The following is a 16,478-nucleotide window of genomic DNA, read 5'->3' as shown; positions in this document are numbered from 1 at the left end:
ACAGGATGCTAAGGGGATATCGATGAAGAGCATTTATGATCAGATTTCTCCGCAATTTAATGTTGCGTCGTATTTTTTGGAGAAGAATCTAACAAACCTAGCCGACAAAACGGCAATTTATTATAAGGACCAAACGATCTCATATGCCGAACTCTATGCCAATGTGCGAAAAATGGCAAGCTTGCTGAAAGATTTGCAAATTGATTGGGAGAATCGCATTTGCATCTATTTGCCCGACTGCCCGGCATTTGTTTACGCATTTTGGGGCGCAATTTGGATTGGGGCAGTCCCGGTGGCGATCAATGTTTCCTGCAAGGTAAGTGATGTTGAATACATGCTGACGGATGCCAGGGCGAAATTATTGATCACCACCAAATCCTTATATGACGGTTTGTCCCGGAAAGACAGTCCTTTTTTGAAGGAAGTGCTTTTGGTGGATGACGTTATTCCGCTTGAGTCCCGTTTGTCACACTATGTTGAGGAGACGGAAGCGGCAAATACGTCACGGGATGATGTTGCATTCTGGCTATATACTTCCGGCAGCACAGGGCGTCCCAAAGGAGTGATCCACCTTCATCACGACATGGTGGTTTGTGCGGAAACTTATGCGAAAAACACCATTCATCTGACAGAGCAGGATGTTATTTATTCGGTTGCCAACATGCCATTTGCTTATGGTTTGGGGAATTCGTTGTATTTTCCATTGTACGTCGGGGCTTCCGTTGTTTTGTCAGATGCGGAGAACGTGTTTGACGTGATCGATGACATTCACCGTTATCGGCCAACAGTATTTTTCGGCCTGCCGTTTATCTACGCCAGCATCCTGGCAGTCGACGACATCGCGCCACTGCATGATGATTCTGTTCGCTTGTTTATTTCGGCAGCGGAGCAATTGCCCCCAACCATTTGGCGCAAGTGGAAAGAACGATATGGCAAAGAAATCTGCGAGGGGATCGGGACGACGGAGTTGTTGCACATTTTCCTTTCCAACACTCCTGGTGACTGTAGGCCTGGAAGTACAGGCAAACCGGTGGATGGTTATGAGATCAAATTGCTGGATTCTGAAGGAAATGAGCTTCCACCAGGTCATGTAGGTGATCTTGTAGTGACGGGAGAGAGTTTAATGCAGGGTTACTGGAATCGTCATCGTGAGACGCGAGAGGCGATCTGTGGAGAGTCCATGCGGACGGGGGACCGTTATTATAAGGATGAGGACGGTTATTATTATTTTGTTGGTCGGAATGATGATTGCTTTAAAGTGAATGGGCAATGGATCATCCCTTTCGAAATCGAGGATGCGCTTTTGCGGTATGCTGATTTGTTGGATGCCGCCGTCATACCGGAACAAGATGAGCGGGGGATGGTGATGGTTGCGGCGTATGTGTGCCCAAAAGCAAATGACGGGAAAAACACTCATCTGGAGCAAGAACTGCGAAAAGTCTTGCGCTCAAAACTGCCAGCTTACAAGGTTCCGCAACGGGTGTATGTGATTGAGAAACTTCCGCGAACCTCCACAGGCAAAATAGACAGAAAAAGGCTGACTGCTACACGGGGAAAGGAGATGCCGATTTGAGAAAGTATAAAGTGGCGGAAATGGAAGTGAAACCACTCGTCGACAAAGGTGGCGAAGTGAGGGTCATGATGTCACCCAAAACGGTTGACGCTACGCAATTGATTATGGGGACGGCAACAGTTCCTGTGGGAACCACCGTCAAAAAGCATGTTCATGATTATGGGGAAGAATGTTTTTATGTGTTGCAAGGGAAAGGGGTTCTTTACCTGGAGGGAGTAGAATCGATTGAATTCTCTGCAGGAGAGGCTTTGATTGTGCCGAAAGGTGTGCCTCATTCCATAGAGAACACGGGGGACGAACTAATCAAAGTAGTGTTTGCCACTGCTCCTCTGGCTCCAACCGCACAAGCGGGTCATAGAAATATGGGAGGGAACGGACATGCGTAACATTATTCAGGAAGCACCCAATGTGGCGGATGGTTTTTTTAACCTGACGAAGGAAATCAAGCAATACTCTCCCATGGATGAAAAAACCAACGAATTGATTTTGATCGGCATTTTTACGGCAAACCGCGGGTTACGGGCGATTGACACACATGTCGAACGGGCATTGCAACACGGAGCGACCAAAGAAGAGATTATTGCGGCCATTTTGTTGGCAATGCCGGCGGTGGGGGTCTCCAATGTGACCTTGGCGGTGGAACGTGCCTTGGAAGCGATTCGGCAGTGGGAGGGTCATGGTGAGCAAGCTGATTGATTTAAGTGTGTTGGTGGAAAATTCACCTTCCGAACCGATGAAAGTGGCTGTAAAGCGGCTCGATCATAAGCGGGGAGCTCGGCATTTTTGTCGACAAGCGGCATGGAATAACAAATTGCCGCTAACGAAACGAATTGCGCAATTCTTTCGCTATATGAAAGGATCGCGCAAGATTAAGCCCTCCGATTTTCCAGATCAGGAATTTTTGACGATGGATGTGGTTACGATTCCGACACATATGGGCACCCATGTGGATGCGCCCATCCACTATGGTTCCAAGTGTGAAGGCAAGCCCGCAAAATCGATTGATGAAATTCCCCTGGAATGGTTTTATGCACCCGGAGTCCGCTTGGATCTGCGCTTTAAGGGACCTGGGGAGCTCATAACGGTTGCCGACATACAACATGCTTTGAAAGAAGCGAATCATGTGATTCAACCTTATGACATTGTCTTATTGTGGACAGGCACGGACCGACTCTGGGGAAAGCGGGAATACTTTACGCATGCCCCGGGGATGAGCCGCGAAGCGACACAATGGCTTGCCGACCAGGGAGTTAAAGTGATGGGGATTGATAGTTATGGTTTTGACCGGCCATTTGGCGTGATGCTCGAGGAATTTTGGCGTACCAAAAACCCAGAAGTATTGTGGCCGGCACACTTTTATGGGCGCGAACGGGAGTATATCCAAATCGAACGGTTGACCAATTTGGATCAGTTGCCTCCGTCAGGCTTCCATGTCGCATGCTTTCCATTGCGTGTGAAAGGGCTTGATGCGAGTTGGGTGAGAGCTGTCGGTATTGTGAATGAATAGGAGGAGCAAAATGCCACGCATTGAAAACTCGATTATCGTAGAACGCGATTTTGATACTACGTTTGACTTGACCAACGATATTGAACTTTGGACGAAATTATTTACGGAATACAAGGAAGCAAAGGTGTTGGAGAAAAACGGAAACGAAGTGCTTTTTCAACTGACAACATATCCGGAAGGGGAGCGGCCTTCCCGCACATGGGTGTCCCGGCGCATCATCGACAAGGAGAATAAACAAGCGATCGCGGAAAGATTGGACCCTAAGTTTCCGTTTAAATATATGAATATTCGGTGGTCTTATGAGGTCTTAAGCCCCAATCAAGTGAAAATGACATGGATGCAAGAATTTGAAGTGGATCCAGAATGTCCAATCAGTGAAGAGAAAATGACCCATTTCCTCAATCAAAATACCAAGATCCAAATGAGCGCCGTGAAAGAAAAAGTAGAATCATGGCCGGGAAATGTGGAGGGATAAGGGTGAAGAAAACCCCAATGTATGAAGAGACATTTGTGGCAGGCGCGAAAGAACCATTAAAAGTCCTGCACCAACTGGCAACAAGTGATTTTGTGACTGATTATCTATTATATGAAGGAAATGGTGAGGTTCGGCTTGTCGGCAATGTGGTGGCCAAAGTCGAAGTGCAACAAGACATGGTTCGCTTTCAATATGCTGGTGACACTACAGAAGAAGCGGCGAAGGATCCACTCAAACAAGCAGAGAGGTTTTTGTACACGCTTCCTTTGGAGCAGTGGACGGCATATGGTTATGTGGGGTTTGATGTTTGCAAATATTACTATAACTATTCCAAATCCAGTGCGGAGCCAATCTTGTGCATGATCGTGCCGGAGTTCGAGCTTCGTTTCACCCAAAGCGGGGTTTATGTAAAGTCGGTCACCCAGCAGGATGAATTGATCAAAATATTGGAGTCGGAGGTTGACTTGCCGACCTATGAGCGGTATCCGCTGAAACTGGACTATGCTGACCGCGAAAACTATCAACAAAAAGTCCAATGTCTCATTGACAAGATCCAGCAACGAAAGCTTCATAAGGCGATCCTATCCCGTTCAGTCAAGGTACATGATCAACTTGATCCCGTTCTCACTTATGCAGAGGGGTCAAACGTCAACAACAGCGTGCGTTCGTATTGTCTTAAACTGGGAGGTACAAAAGTGGTGGGTTTTAGCCCTGAGATCCTCATGGCCGTCGATCATGAGAGATTTGTGCTGACCAATCCACTTGCTGGGACACGTCCGCGCGGGGACTCACCTGAACGGGATCGACAATTGCACGATGAGTTATTCACCGATGCAAAAGAGGTGAAAGAACACGCATTGTCTATCTGGTTGGCGCAGGATGAGATTCGGAGTGTGTGCGAGCCAGATACGGTTCGGGTGCTGGATTTCATGCAAGTGAAACGATACCGTTGTGTTCAGCATCTTTCGTCACGGGTTGGAGGGACGCTCAAAGCGGATCGGACATCCTGGGATGCGTTAAAAGCCTTGTTGCCCGGCATCACCGTGTCGGGAATCGACAAAGCTTCCGCGCTGGAATGGATTTCGCAGTTGGAAGAGGAGCCGAGAGGCATCTATGCCGGAGCGGTAGGGTGGATTGATTCAAGCGATAGAGCGGATTTGGCGATTGCGATACGTTCTGTTTTCCAATACGGCGATGTCATTTCGTTTCAAGCGGGTGCCGGTATCATGGGAGAATCGAATCCTGAGAATGAATACATGGAGACGGTTAACAAAATGAACACCATGCTGTCCACTTTGGTGCTGAAACATGAGTGAAGGAGTGGCGTGTGAGAATGGCATGGATTGATGTTGGCGGCATTCGCACGTACTATGAAGTAAGAAACATCGAGGAAATCGATCATTCAGAGGATGTGTGCCTTTTCATTCATGGTGGCGGAGGCAGTGTCCGCCACTGGCATCCTCTTTTTTTGGAGACGGAGATGGACATGCCGATCATTGCCTTGGATTTGCCCGGACATGGATTGACGGGTGGGACAATATGCAAAACCATTCCAGACGTGGCAGCATTTATTGATCGGTTCTTAGATGCCTTGTCGGTGAAACGACCTGTCACGTATGTGGGGCACTCCATTGGCGGTCTGATCGGTTTACAGTTTGCTTTGCAATTTCCCGCGAACGTAAACCGATTAATCCTGTTATGCACCTCAGCCAAAATCAGATTACATCCTGACTTCGTAAAGCAAGCATTGTCAGGAGAGTGGGATTTGGAATCATTGAAAGGGAGTTTTTTTCCGGGGGTACCGGAAGAAAAGCAATCGCTTGTACTGAATGAATATTTGCGCTTACGAACGGATGCGGCGAGCCAGGATTTTTCCGGCGTGAGTCAAATTGACCTACAAGGAGAGTTGTCAAGGATTCCCTGTCCGGCTTTGGTTATTTCAGCGAATGAAGATGTGATTATTTCACCTCGCCATTCACGCAACTTGGCTAAAGGCTTAAACTGTGCCAAGCACGTGGGAATACCCAACGCGGGGCATTATGTGCAAGTGGAACAGCCACAGTCAGTCGCACACGAGATCCATCGGTTTTATCATGCTGTTCCTGAGTGTTGATTTTCAAACCAGTTACAATCAGCAAAGCCGAGGAAAAGAAATTTACGGTTGGCATATGCCCCTGCCGTGTGTGTGGAAGCGGTGGGGGTATTTGATTTGTTGATGATTTGGCAATTTGATAAGCCCAACTGGAATGGAAATGAATCGATCATGCTTGTGCAATGCATAGCAGCCGAATAGAAGAGATTGTTAAATCGATGAGAGGAGACGACTGAAAAGAGGTAGGAAAGGGTGATAGAATAACCACTTCATTTCTAATTTGAAGTAGATAAATAGTTTTTTAGCGCATGGATGGCTTCTATTATTTTTTTGATTTCATCTTGATCATTTCTTTTTTGTCTTGCATGCAGAAGTACAGGACAAACTGATTCGATCGATCTCCCAAACTGATCCATCTAATCATATCGGGGAACCATCCATGTATGGAAATGGTGTGTAGTATCTTCATTATAGAAATAGTAGACTTGTTCAATCCCTAAAACTTTGCGTTGTGCTTTACGTATCAGATGAAGCGTATGAATATAATCATTTAGTTCCTCTTCGGTAAGCTCATCTAGACACTTCACATGCCTTTTTGAAGCTAAAATTACAAGACCTCGAACAGGGTATGCAACATCTTGATGAGCATGAAAAAACTTTGTTTCATAGATTGTGCCACCATTTGGCTGTACGGTTCCTTCTACAATGGCACAGCTTAAACAATGAGCAGTAATCTTACGGTCGTCTGCTAAGGTAATGTTTTTCAAATATTACTCACCCCTGTTATAAAGATCAGTTAGCACGGTGACCTGGAGCAAGATCTGATATTGCCAAAAGTAAATCGCGAGAATTCGCGTTTTTTTGTGCTTTAGAGGCATAAAGCGAACCGGAATAGGCTTTTAAAAAGATGTTTTAAGGAATAAGGATGTTATGATTATGAAGTGGTTTGAATGGGCGGAGAGAGTACATGTTGATGCCAGAGTGGCGTATTTACTAACCTTGACAGAAAGAACCCTGCATAAAATAGAAAATTACGAGTGGTATCTCTTAGGCAAGAGAAGTGATCGATAAGTGCTGGGCATGGATCGAAGAGAAGAAGTATAGTGGAGAAGATCTTTAAGAGATTTTAGATTTATATGAAATCCAGATTATTTACCAAAGAGTAAGAGTCATATTAAATAAATTTATATTTTAGAAAAGTTTTTGTAACGATTCGTATGTATTATAAAAGAGATGAAACTAGGGCGTGTCTGGTGAATGATTAATTGAGCCACATGATCAAGGAAATCAAGGTAATGGCAGCACAAAAATAAACCGCCCGTTTTTCATAACGAGTGGCGAAGCCACGCCATTGCTTCAGGCGGTTAATACAGCGTTCAATCACGTTTCGGCGTGAATATTGTTCTTTGTTGAAGGTCAGAGGACGTCCCGGCTTTTTTGCCCGACGCTCCGCCTGATCTCTGCGTTCGGGGATGGTATGGGAAATCCCACGTTTTTGAAGAAATCGACGACAAGACGGATAACTGTAGCCGCGATCGGCAATCAGATGATCCGGCCTCTTGCGAGGCCTTCCTTTTCCCAAACAGGGAACGGAAATGGAATCGAGTAATGCTTGTAATTGGGTACAGTCATGCTGTTGACCGGGAGTGATTGTAAAAGCAAGCGGTCGACCTTTTCCGTCACAAGCAAGATGGATTTTGGTCGTCAGACCTCCGCGGCTTCGTCCGAGTGCCTCATTCTGGAAGCGAGGGTCCCCCTTTTTTCGGCGCGCCTGCGGCGTGCTGATGAGCTCGGACAATCGTGCTGTCAACGAAAACAACCCAATCGACATCGGAAACGGCGTGGGAGTAAGTCTGAACATGCTTAAGCAAGCGATCCCACGTCCCATCCTTTTGCCAACGTGTAAAACGATAGTAGCAAGTTTTCCAAGAACCATAACGTGCAGGCAGATCCCGCCAGGGAGCTCCCGTCCCAAACTTCCATAGGATTCCGTCCAAAATGGTTCGGTGGTCTTTCCACTGTCCGCCTCGTTTCCCATTCGAAGGCAATAAAGGCTCGATCTTTTCCCAAGCCTCATCTGTAATCTCATAACGCCGTCTCATCATGATGTCTCCTTGCTTTTGTTGTTATGAACATTCTAACAGGAAAACATGATGGATTCACCAGACACGCCCTAATGCATTAGTAATGTTTAGTTCGTTAAGAAGTTTAGTTCTTTCATTAATGATTGGTAGGAGGCTTTTTGTGTGTACAGGATTTTAACCGGAGCCATCTTTTGTTTGATCTCTTCAATCTTATTTGCCACTCGTTACATTGCTGCTGCAATTTTTAAACACAAGAGTAGAAGTAGGTTTGAATTTCCCTTATTTTCTTGAATTATTAGGGAGTGAGTTGCAAATCTCAAGCGTTATTACACTACTTATAGGGATTGGGTATATCGTTCTAGGGGAAATCGAGGTGAAAAAAGGAATTTAAGGTCAGAGATATTATGATAACAAGTCCTAGAAGGGTTTTAAATCATTTATGTGCTTTGAGATAATTTTACGGAATAGTTGGGTATAACAAAAAAAAGAAAAATTGAATGGAGATGTCGTTTTATATGTTAGCGATATGTAAAAAGGAATTTTTCGCTTTGTTTCGTGGTTTTAAATCCGTTTTTATATTAGTTGTGTTTATTGGGTTTTCTTACTTTATTGCTGATGTTGTTGGGGAAAACCTTAACCATCTGTCTTCGGATGGATTGTCTCAAATTGAAATGGGATCGCCTTATGCAGCAGGATTAAGATTTTTGGTAATCGGGCTGGGGTTCTTATTTGTATGTCTCCTTTCTCATGACATCGTGAATAAAGAGATCGAAACCCAGACAATTCGTTTTTTGGTGACCAAGTCTAGTCGTTCCTCCATTATCTTAGGGAAATACTTGGGTATCGTTCTCTTTTGGAGCACGATTTTATGTCTGTCGTATATCCCAATTGCTTTTGTTTCTAAAACCATCGACATTCATCTATTAGGGAGTTTAGTTTGCTTTGTGTCTTTTGTGATCAGTTGGACGATATTGTTGTCTACAATTATTTACCGACCTTCATATACATTATTAGGGCGTGTCTGGTGAATCCATCATGATTTCCTGTTAGAATGTTCATAACAACAAAAGCAAGGAGACATCATGATGAGACGGCGTTATGAGATTACAGATGAGGCTTGGGAAAAGATCGAGCCTTTATTGCCTTCGAATGGGAAACGAGGCGGACAGTGGAAAGACCACCGAACCATTTTGAACGGAATCCTGTGGAAGTTTGGGACGGGAGCTCCCTGGCGGGATCTGCCTGCACGTTATGGTTCTTGGAAAACTTGCTACTATCGTTTTACACGTTGGCAAAAGGATGGGACGTGGGATCGCTTGCTTAAGCATGTTCAGACTTACTCCCACGCCGTTTCCGATGTCGATTGGGTTGTTTTCGTTGACAGCACGATTGTCCGAGCTCATCAGCACGCCGCAGGCGCGCCGAAAAAAGGGGGACCCTCGCTTCCAGAATGAGGCACTCGGACGAAGCCGCGGAGGTCTGACGACCAAAATCCATCTTGCTTGTGACGGAAAAGGTCGACCGCTTGCTTTTACAATCACTCCCGGTCAACAGCATGACTGTACCCAATTACAAGCATTACTCGATTCCATTTCCGTTCCCTGTTTGGGAAAAGGAAGGCCTCGCAAGAGGCCGGATCATCTGATTGCCGATCGCGGCTACAGTTATCCGTCTTGTCGTCGATTTCTTCAAAAACGTGGGATTTCCCATACCATCCCCGAACGCAGAGATCAGGCGGAGCGTCGGGCCAAAAAGCCGGGGCGTCCTCTGACCTTCAACAAAGAACAATATTCACGCCGAAACGTGATTGAACGCTGTATTAACCGCCTGAAGCAATGGCGTGGCTTCGCCACTCGTTATGAAAAACGGGCGGTTTATTTTTGTGCCGCCATTACCTTGATTTCCTTGATCATGTGGCTCAATTAATCATTCACCAGACACGCCCTAGTAGGGATTATTACAAGTATTCTCTATCCCGTTGTTGGTGTGTTATCCCTTGCTAAAAACGGGGTGATTTGGGGGATTTTGCGGTATCTTACTCCATATTACTATTTTCTTTTAAAAGGTTATTGGATACTTCTACCGCTGTTGATCAGCTTGTTACTGGTTTTCGTTGCAACAATAATTTTTGCGAGAAAGGATTTATAATACGGTGATTAAAGTAGAAAATTTAACTAAGATGTACGGAAATAGGGCAGTTGTGAACAATGTTACTTTCCAAGTAGGAAAAGGCGAAATATTTGGTTATCTGGGGAAAAACGGTGCTGGAAAAAGTACGACAATAAATATGATTACAGGGATTGTTCGCCCAACATCGGGAAAGGTTTTTTTATTTGGACAGGATGTGTTGGAGAACCCCTCTGTTATTTATCAAAAGGTCGGTGTACTACCAGATAGCTCCAATTTTTATCCGGCTTACTCTTCCTTGGATCATTTAACACTTTTTGGAGAGTTAAAGAGAGTAAAAATAAAGAAACAAGACTTGTATCAACTATTAGAACGAGTTGGGCTACAAGGCCATGAGAAAAAAAAGGTGCATTCTTACTCGCTAGGAATGAAGAAAAAATTAGGAATCGCTCAAGCGCTAATTGGTAATCCAGAAATCATTTTTCTTGATGAACCGACTTCAACACTTGATCCAGAGTCAGCGATCGAAATTAGAGAACTCATATTTTCTTTGTCACAACAAGGTAAAACCATATTTATGACATCACATAACCTAGAAGAAGTTGAGAAGATATGCCATCGCGTGGCAATCATGCAAAATGGAACGATTACTCAAATGGGGACTTTAAGGGAATTGAGAGAAAAGAATCAAGCTTCTATTCATGTATATTTGGTTACTAAACAAGAAGCGAACGCTAAAGATTCGTTTATTCAAAGTCTTAAACAACGAGGAATCTTTGCAAAATCAACTGAGTCTGGTTTTCATTTAAAGATTGATTCAGATCAGGTTTTTCCTGAAATCATTTCCATCGCTGTAAGGGAAGGAATTTCTATTTACCGTGTTCAATTTGAAGAAGTTTCATTAGAAAAAATATTTTTGGAATCTAAAGCAACACAATAAATCGATGATCATTCATTTAGAAGTCTACTATACTCTGCCAAAGACTAGCCGCGACATCTCGCAGTTTTTGTTTTTTTAAGAAAATATATTCAGGGAAAGCTACCAGCATATATGAAGCGTTTTGTTTAAAATATTTCCACTCATTTCCTATTGACGTAAAATAGGATTGTATCAAATCATCATTTGGAAGGTGAACGCTTATTGAAAAAATTCTTAAGTAGAATGGCGAGAGGACTGCAGAGTCGCAAAGGGTCGCCAACAATGGAATATGTGGTGGTCATCGCCTGTGGAGTTGCGCTGGCTTTATTGTTAAACCAAGTGATGGCCTTTGCAGAGGTGCAAGGAGCACTGAAAGATAAGATCATGCAAGTGATCACAGGACAAAACATGGTTGTCTCAGTGGATGAAGATTCTAAAGAACAATCATTTAACGAAAGAAAAAACGATTTTTTAGAAGGCCAGAATGGATAAACGATCTTGCATTTGGTTATCAAGCATTAAAAAACAAGTTCAAAGAAGGATTGTCTGAAACCTGGGAAAATATAAAAAACATCGAGTTGGGGGAAGTCACCCAGTCTTTATGGAATAACACTGCCAATGCTCTAGATAGCGTATGGCAATGGGTGAAGGAAAATAAAGAAGTGGTTGCTTCAGCTGGGGTAATCATTGCTGGAGTCGGGCTCTTACTCATTCCAGGATTGGAGCCGTTGGGGCTCATGCTGTTGGCGAACTGGGGTCTTTCACTTGGCTTCGGGGCGTTACTAAATGGCGGCAAAGTGGATAAGACGGTGCTGTTGGGAGCGGCTATTGGTGGAGCGGCTGGAGCCATTGGTGGTGGAGCAGCGAGTGCGCTCTTTTCCGGTTTGGCGAAGTTTGCGCCAGGGCTTGGAGCCGCTATAACAGGATCGCGTTTTCTAGGTCCTATTATCAGTGGTGGGAAGCAGATTCTTGGTAAATCTCCCGCTTTTGTCCAACGCATGGCCAGCGGACTCTTTAGCAAAATGGGTGCCATGGCTGCAACAGAAGGGGCTATCACCAGTGGCGTAGATGACTGGTTAAGAGGGAACGAGCTGAATTGGAAACGAGCTATTCTCTCAGGGCTGGCCGGAGCTACATTGTTCGGTTTTGCTTCGGGTGCTTATCCACTTGTGCAACCACTCATTAATAAAGCTACGGCTACGATTGAAAAACATGCAGGCCCGGTTGTGGCTAAGATTAATAAACTTCCCATTCCCACTTTGGAAGTTCTTGAAGCACCCGGAGTAGGAAAAGTTCCTAATTCGAAAACTGTTGGAGATACACCGTTTGGTGCTTGGTTGCAGAAGTTTGCTTCAAATGGTGGGAGTAAGGGGACGCCTAAGAAAACTAGTTATGTTTCTTTAAGCAAAAGCGATATCAAACATTTTAGTAAGCATATTGTATTCAATTTTAGTAAACAAGTTCCATACTTATCAGATGATGTCTTAAAGGCTAAATTGGAAAAAAACTCATTTTTTAATCCGAAGTGGAGCACAGAAAAAATTATTTCAGAGGTAGAGAAAGGGTATAATGAAGCTATTCAGAAGGGGATTACAGGTGAATATATATTTAATTCAGATGGTGAACAAATTACTATCTTCATTCATTCTGATGGACAATTTGCAACAGCGTATGGGTCGCATAAACTAAACCTTAGTTATTTTGGACGTTAGGAGATGTATCATGGTAGAGGTAAAGTATAGAATTATAGAAGATATAGATGAACTAAAAACACTTGATAGAGATAGTTTTGATCGTTGGGGAGAAATTGAGGGCTTTTTTATGATCCGCTTCAATGACAAATTTTATTGTAATACAACATACCATGAAAATGAATTACGCCCAGGTGAAGAAGGTTTCGATTTAATTACGATCTGGTTTGACCATTTTCTTCAAGCAGTAAAATTACTTGAAAAGCATGATTATGTCGCAGTAAGAGATATAGAGACCCCCGATGTTTTTATTGAGTTTAAAAAGTTGGATAAAAGTGATTATATCTATGCTGGAGCAATCTTTGTTCATTCAAAAAACACCTTAGATATTCGTGATGCTGTGGTTACGACTTCATTACCATACCAGGGATATGAATTTATAAATGAAAAAATAGCATATAAGGATTTAAAAGAAGAGATACTAAAAAAAAGTTTTCAATATATTAAGGAGTTAGAGCAAATTAATCAAGAGCTGATCTTTTCTAGGCGAATTCAAAGATTAACAGCAAAGATAAATCAGATAAGAGATTAGTAGTTATAAGGACAAACGGAAAAATAGGCACTATTATTCCTGATGTAGGACAGCGGCTGTAGGAGTCATAAGTATGCTTGAAAAGCAAGTTAGACAGATTATAAAAATAAGATCAACGTTGCATCCAAATGATCTGAGTGCCTATATGTATTGGGATAAATTAACGGAATTATTAAGTATGAATGAACTTCAAACAATTAAATTATTGGAAACTTGCTCTGAAGAAGAAATAGAATGGATAAGTGAAGTATTTGAAGATGTCGCTTACAAATTGCAAAGTGTAGCGTATATCAAATGCTTGGAAAGATTGGATAAGAAGTATCCTAATTTGAATTTAACTAAGTTGATTATGGATGCGAAAGAAATGATGGATACGGAAGATCGAATTTTAAAAGAGGATACTTAAGAAACCGCACCAAAAGAAGGGATACTGGGTTAGTAATTCAAAGTTATTCGTGAAAGTAGTGAAATAAGTGGGTAGCAATGACCATGTTCAATTTCAATTTTCTATGCCATCACTTGACTTAAATCCGGATTTTTTAAGAGAGCTGGCCAACATATTGGGTTTACCCTATGACGAAGAAGATTTTGAGGAGAAATGGTTTAACAGAGATAAGACTGATGTGTATGTTATTCAAGATATAAACAAAGACACCAATACGTTTATTTTGGTGCAATTACTAGCTGAAGGTGAGTTTGATGGAATTGTTCTTCGTTTTGGAAGTGAGTATGTAGAAAAGGTTAAGGAAGTTTTTTTAGAAGTGCGGAAATCCGGCTTCATATCTGATTATGTTACTGGGCAGCAACCACCTGTCTTTAGGAATGTACTTCATCATCCAGAGCGCGATTGGGTTCCCAAATTTATTGAACGTTATAATTTGAACATTAATTGCAGTTTAGGATGAAAACTAGAGTAGTTCTGATACGATTTGTTCAAATAACTAATTATAGGGCGAAGATACAATGGCAGTACAGAGGTCAGGGCTGATCTTAAGGTACTAGCGAATAATCTACTAGTGATGGGGGATGAGGAATAGCTCATGTAGATTATTGATGAAAATGGTTATGCTTACGAATATCAAAAGCTATCCAATTGGTTGAGATTGAAATGAGGTTCATTTGGGTGAACTAACAGACTACTGCCAATTTGAACAGAATTGGCCTATCTATGAAATTACGGCGCTCGATAATCAATTGGATCGTATTTTGTCTGTCCTAGAGATTCCATTTGATCGATATCAGGTTGAAAAAAAGTTTGAGGAAGCTTGGGAATCCGAAGATCGATTTACGAATTTGGTCATTTCTCACCCTGAGGATAAAAACATTTTCTTGTTGTACCATATAGATTTTCATACTCCTGATTATGATTATGTCATTATTCGTGGGAAGAAAGAAAACAAAAAACAGATTCAAAAAGTGTTTGTAGAAGAATGGATGCGTACATCGGGACCGAAATATCCACCCGATTTTGATATTGATGAGTATTTTAGTGATATGATTGAAAAAAAGTAAGCTTAATTGGTGCAATGATTAAAGAGAACAACTTGGATCTTCAGTGGTTTGAAATTAATGAAGAGAACGAATTAAGTTGATCGGGGCTTCTTACATTTGAAGCCCTTATTATTTTTATATAAGGGAGTTTCATAAACGGATGGTTAGTAACCATTAAGATGCACCAACTTTAGGACAGTTAATCTGGTTGCGAACGGACCCCTTTTTGATTAAATATGTGTTTTCTTACCTATTTCTTTGAAATAAATTGCAGCTAAGTTTTGAGGTAAGGTACGAATCAGTAAGTTGTAAAGAGTCACCAATGTGGGAATATATCATTGTAATCGCCTGTGGAGGGGCTCTTGCCATGTTGTTGAACCAAATCATCGCTTTCAGAAATGAAGGTAGTTTAGGGCGAAGGAGGAATATTGTTGTTTAAGGACAAGTGGAAGATAGCTACTATTCTATTTCTACTATTTGTCATAAATTTATATATACCCCATTTAACATTTGCGCAGACCCATCCATGGATGGCCTCAAAATCAGAGCAGATATTACTTGCAGATGGCATTGAATTACCAACGATTCCGAGCAATGACCCCATTGAGATACCAAAAGTAGAGATACCGAGTGATCCAATTGAGATACCTAAAGTGAAGATACCGGAAAATAAGGTTGAAGTGCCGAAGGCGGAAATTCCTAAAGCCCCGGTGCAAGAATCGACCGGTTTTATTGATCAACTATTGAAATGGCTGCAAAAGCAGTTGTCCTTGATTTTAGCGCTGCTGTGTCTGGGGCTGGGACTGTTTTTACTAAGTACCAACCCCCTTGTAGGCACTTCGATCGTGATGGGAATGGCGGTTAGCGGATTTGGTGCTTGGATGGCTGATAAGGATGTTTCTAGCATAGCCCAAGAGGCGTTAATTGGGGGAATCGCCGGTTTGATTGGATTAGGGGCCGGTGCGCTTGCCTTTCGGTTGATTGGGGGGAGAATCGCAACAATGGCTCCTCCGTGGCTAGGCAAATGGCTTCCGTTCGTCGGATCAGGTGGTGTGGCCGGAGTGGCGGACAGTGCATCCTTCGATTATATGCGTGATGGGAAGGTGGACTGGAAGAAAGCAGGACTTGCCGGATTATTAAGTGTTGCGATTGGGTTTGCTGGTTTGGGGGTTGCTCAATACGGAGGAAAACTCATTGGTCCTGCTGTTGTATCCAAAATCAATGATATTCCGTTAACGGCCGTTTCTGTTTTTAAGGATGGGACGACTTCTGCTCCGAAGACTGTTGGGGATACACCGTTTGGTGCTTGGTTGCAGAAGTTTGCTTCAAATGGTGGGAGTAAGGGAACGACGAGTGAAATTACTAAAGATATAGCGAACATTAAAGTCAAATTTAAAAAGGGTTATGATAAACATTTAATAGAGGTAGAAGGATTTAGAGCAAAGCCATCGATTGGAATAAAAGGTGGTCATAATCTAAGTAACTTTGAAAAATTCATTTTAGATAATTTTAGTGACCAAGTTACAGATATCAGTCAAGTAATTGTCTATAAAACACAGCATCCCAAGGTAAAAGGTATTTATGAGATCAAGTATAAATTACCAGTCTATGATGGCAAAAGTATGGCTAATGGCGGCAAGGGAAATTTTACAGGAAATTGGAAAGTATATAAGAACCCTAAAACGGTTTACGATCCTAACATAATATCTGATGAACAGATTTTAAAATTAGGTAAAGAAGCTATGGCAGAGGGAATCGATAGTAAAAGGATAAGTCTCGGTAAAGGTAGATCTCCTAGTGATACGGTTGAAGGTTTCGCAGAGATAAATGGAGAAAAGTTAAAGTTTATAGGTTTTAAAGACAAAAATACAGATGAGATTATTAACTTCTTTCCTGTGATTAATTAAACATATTAGGGGGCCTTAAG

At 42.5% G+C, this 16,478-nt stretch carries 19 protein-coding genes; 17 read left to right on the top strand and 2 right to left on the bottom strand.

Going from position 1 to position 16,478, the window contains the following annotated elements:
- Positions 1-22 precede the first annotated feature (22 nt).
- The 7 genes from NYR52_RS14555 to NYR52_RS14525 are packed head-to-tail and all read left to right on the top strand — an operon-like array spanning position 23 to position 5,668.
- Positions 23-1,573 (top strand): benzoate-CoA ligase family protein, encoded by a 1,551-nt coding sequence (locus NYR52_RS14555; protein ID WP_132221327.1) that lies wholly within the window; start codon positions 23-25, stop codon positions 1,571-1,573.
- On the top strand, positions 1,570-1,959 hold the full coding sequence (locus NYR52_RS14550) for a cupin domain-containing protein (RefSeq protein WP_259435913.1): 390 nt from the start codon (positions 1,570-1,572) through the stop codon (positions 1,957-1,959). Before NYR52_RS14555 ends, NYR52_RS14550 begins: the two co-directional genes overlap by 4 nt.
- Positions 1,952-2,269 (top strand): carboxymuconolactone decarboxylase family protein, encoded by a 318-nt coding sequence (locus tag NYR52_RS14545; protein WP_022737180.1) that lies wholly within the window; start codon positions 1,952-1,954, stop codon positions 2,267-2,269. Before NYR52_RS14550 ends, NYR52_RS14545 begins: the two co-directional genes overlap by 8 nt.
- Entirely contained in the window at positions 2,253-3,080 is an 828-nt protein-coding gene (locus NYR52_RS14540; protein WP_132221323.1) for a cyclase family protein, read from the top strand. Before NYR52_RS14545 ends, NYR52_RS14540 begins: the two co-directional genes overlap by 17 nt.
- A gap of 10 nt (positions 3,081-3,090) precedes the next feature.
- The gene (locus tag NYR52_RS14535; protein WP_259435912.1) at positions 3,091-3,555 is read left to right on the top strand and encodes an SRPBCC family protein; all 465 of its coding nucleotides are present in this window, start codon (positions 3,091-3,093) and stop codon (positions 3,553-3,555) included.
- Between the two features lie 2 nt (positions 3,556-3,557).
- Positions 3,558-4,871, top strand: a complete 1,314-nt coding sequence (locus NYR52_RS14530; RefSeq protein WP_259435911.1) for a salicylate synthase — start codon at positions 3,558-3,560, stop codon at positions 4,869-4,871.
- Between the two features lie 17 nt (positions 4,872-4,888).
- Entirely contained in the window at positions 4,889-5,668 is a 780-nt protein-coding gene (locus NYR52_RS14525) for an alpha/beta fold hydrolase (RefSeq protein ID WP_259435910.1), read from the top strand.
- 395 nt (positions 5,669-6,063) lie between these two features.
- Here the strand turns inward: NYR52_RS14525 and NYR52_RS14520 are convergent, their stop codons facing one another.
- The gene (locus tag NYR52_RS14520; RefSeq protein ID WP_310795325.1) at positions 6,064-6,414 is read right to left on the bottom strand and encodes an HIT family protein; all 351 of its coding nucleotides are present in this window, start codon (positions 6,412-6,414) and stop codon (positions 6,064-6,066) included.
- Positions 6,415-6,908: 494 nt separating this feature from the next.
- A protein-coding gene (locus tag NYR52_RS14515) for an IS5 family transposase (RefSeq protein WP_375163157.1) occupies positions 6,909-7,749 on the bottom strand; the annotation gives its coding sequence in 2 pieces (ribosomal slippage) (positions 6,909-7,412 and positions 7,414-7,749; 840 coding nt in all).
- Positions 7,750-8,246: 497 nt separating this feature from the next.
- Between NYR52_RS14515 and NYR52_RS14510 the strand changes: the two genes are divergently transcribed.
- The 10 genes from NYR52_RS14510 (at position 8,247) to NYR52_RS14465 (ending at position 16,458) form a co-directional block, all read left to right on the top strand.
- Complete coding sequence (locus NYR52_RS14510; RefSeq protein ID WP_259435909.1) at positions 8,247-8,759, top strand: ABC transporter permease; 513 nt, start codon at positions 8,247-8,249, stop codon at positions 8,757-8,759.
- 57 nt (positions 8,760-8,816) lie between these two features.
- Positions 8,817-9,657, top strand: a protein-coding gene (locus NYR52_RS14505) for an IS5 family transposase (RefSeq protein ID WP_375163144.1) whose coding sequence is annotated in 2 segments (ribosomal slippage) — positions 8,817-9,152 and positions 9,154-9,657 — 840 coding nt in all. Because the reading frame shifts where the segments join, the coding sequence is not laid out codon by codon here.
- Between the two features lie 226 nt (positions 9,658-9,883).
- Positions 9,884-10,798 carry an ABC transporter ATP-binding protein gene (locus NYR52_RS14500; protein WP_259435908.1) on the top strand — a complete coding sequence of 305 codons (915 nt, stop codon included), beginning with the start codon at positions 9,884-9,886 and terminating at the stop codon, positions 10,796-10,798.
- A gap of 261 nt (positions 10,799-11,059) precedes the next feature.
- Positions 11,060-11,269 carry a hypothetical protein gene (locus NYR52_RS14495; RefSeq protein WP_259435907.1) on the top strand — a complete coding sequence of 70 codons (210 nt, stop codon included), beginning with the start codon at positions 11,060-11,062 and terminating at the stop codon, positions 11,267-11,269.
- A 50-nt stretch (positions 11,270-11,319) separates the two neighbouring features.
- Positions 11,320-12,489 carry a phage tail tape measure protein gene (locus NYR52_RS14490; protein WP_259435906.1) on the top strand — a complete coding sequence of 390 codons (1,170 nt, stop codon included), beginning with the start codon at positions 11,320-11,322 and terminating at the stop codon, positions 12,487-12,489.
- Positions 12,490-12,499: 10 nt separating this feature from the next.
- Entirely contained in the window at positions 12,500-13,060 is a 561-nt protein-coding gene (locus NYR52_RS14485) for a hypothetical protein (protein ID WP_022737166.1), read from the top strand.
- A gap of 73 nt (positions 13,061-13,133) precedes the next feature.
- Entirely contained in the window at positions 13,134-13,466 is a 333-nt protein-coding gene (locus NYR52_RS14480; RefSeq protein WP_132221307.1) for a hypothetical protein, read from the top strand.
- A gap of 67 nt (positions 13,467-13,533) precedes the next feature.
- Positions 13,534-13,965: a hypothetical protein gene (locus tag NYR52_RS14475; protein WP_259435905.1), complete on the top strand. Its 432-nt coding sequence runs from the start codon at positions 13,534-13,536 to the stop codon at positions 13,963-13,965.
- Positions 13,966-14,179: 214 nt separating this feature from the next.
- The gene (locus tag NYR52_RS14470; RefSeq protein ID WP_259435904.1) at positions 14,180-14,572 is read left to right on the top strand and encodes a hypothetical protein; all 393 of its coding nucleotides are present in this window, start codon (positions 14,180-14,182) and stop codon (positions 14,570-14,572) included.
- Positions 14,573-14,982: 410 nt separating this feature from the next.
- Entirely contained in the window at positions 14,983-16,458 is a 1,476-nt protein-coding gene (locus NYR52_RS14465; RefSeq protein ID WP_259435903.1) for a CdiA family toxin C-terminal domain-containing protein, read from the top strand.
- Positions 16,459-16,478: the final 20 nt, after the last annotated feature.

It is taken from the genome of Laceyella sacchari, from assembly GCF_024927925.1.
Classification (GTDB): Bacteria; Bacillota; Bacilli; order Thermoactinomycetales; family Thermoactinomycetaceae; genus Laceyella; species Laceyella sacchari.
The sequence above is the reverse complement of the archived record's forward strand: the minus strand, read 5'-3'. Positions and strand labels throughout refer to the sequence as shown.

Excerpts from the sequence above, each read along its gene's own strand:
- NYR52_RS14480 (WP_132221307.1), top strand. The coding sequence starts at position 13,134 with ATGCTTGAAAAGCAAGTTAGACAGATTATAAAAATAAGATCAACGTTG.
- NYR52_RS14525 (WP_259435910.1), top strand. The coding sequence starts at position 4,889 with ATGGCATGGATTGATGTTGGCGGCATTCGCACGTACTATGAAGTAAGA.
- NYR52_RS14495 (WP_259435907.1), top strand. The coding sequence starts at position 11,060 with ATGGAATATGTGGTGGTCATCGCCTGTGGAGTTGCGCTGGCTTTATTG.
- NYR52_RS14555 (WP_132221327.1), top strand. The coding sequence starts at position 23 with ATGAAGAGCATTTATGATCAGATTTCTCCGCAATTTAATGTTGCGTCG.
- NYR52_RS14545 (WP_022737180.1), top strand. The coding sequence starts at position 1,952 with ATGCGTAACATTATTCAGGAAGCACCCAATGTGGCGGATGGTTTTTTT.
- NYR52_RS14535 (WP_259435912.1), top strand. The coding sequence starts at position 3,091 with ATGCCACGCATTGAAAACTCGATTATCGTAGAACGCGATTTTGATACT.
- NYR52_RS14485 (WP_022737166.1), top strand. The coding sequence starts at position 12,500 with ATGGTAGAGGTAAAGTATAGAATTATAGAAGATATAGATGAACTAAAA.
- NYR52_RS14510 (WP_259435909.1), top strand. The coding sequence starts at position 8,247 with ATGTTAGCGATATGTAAAAAGGAATTTTTCGCTTTGTTTCGTGGTTTT.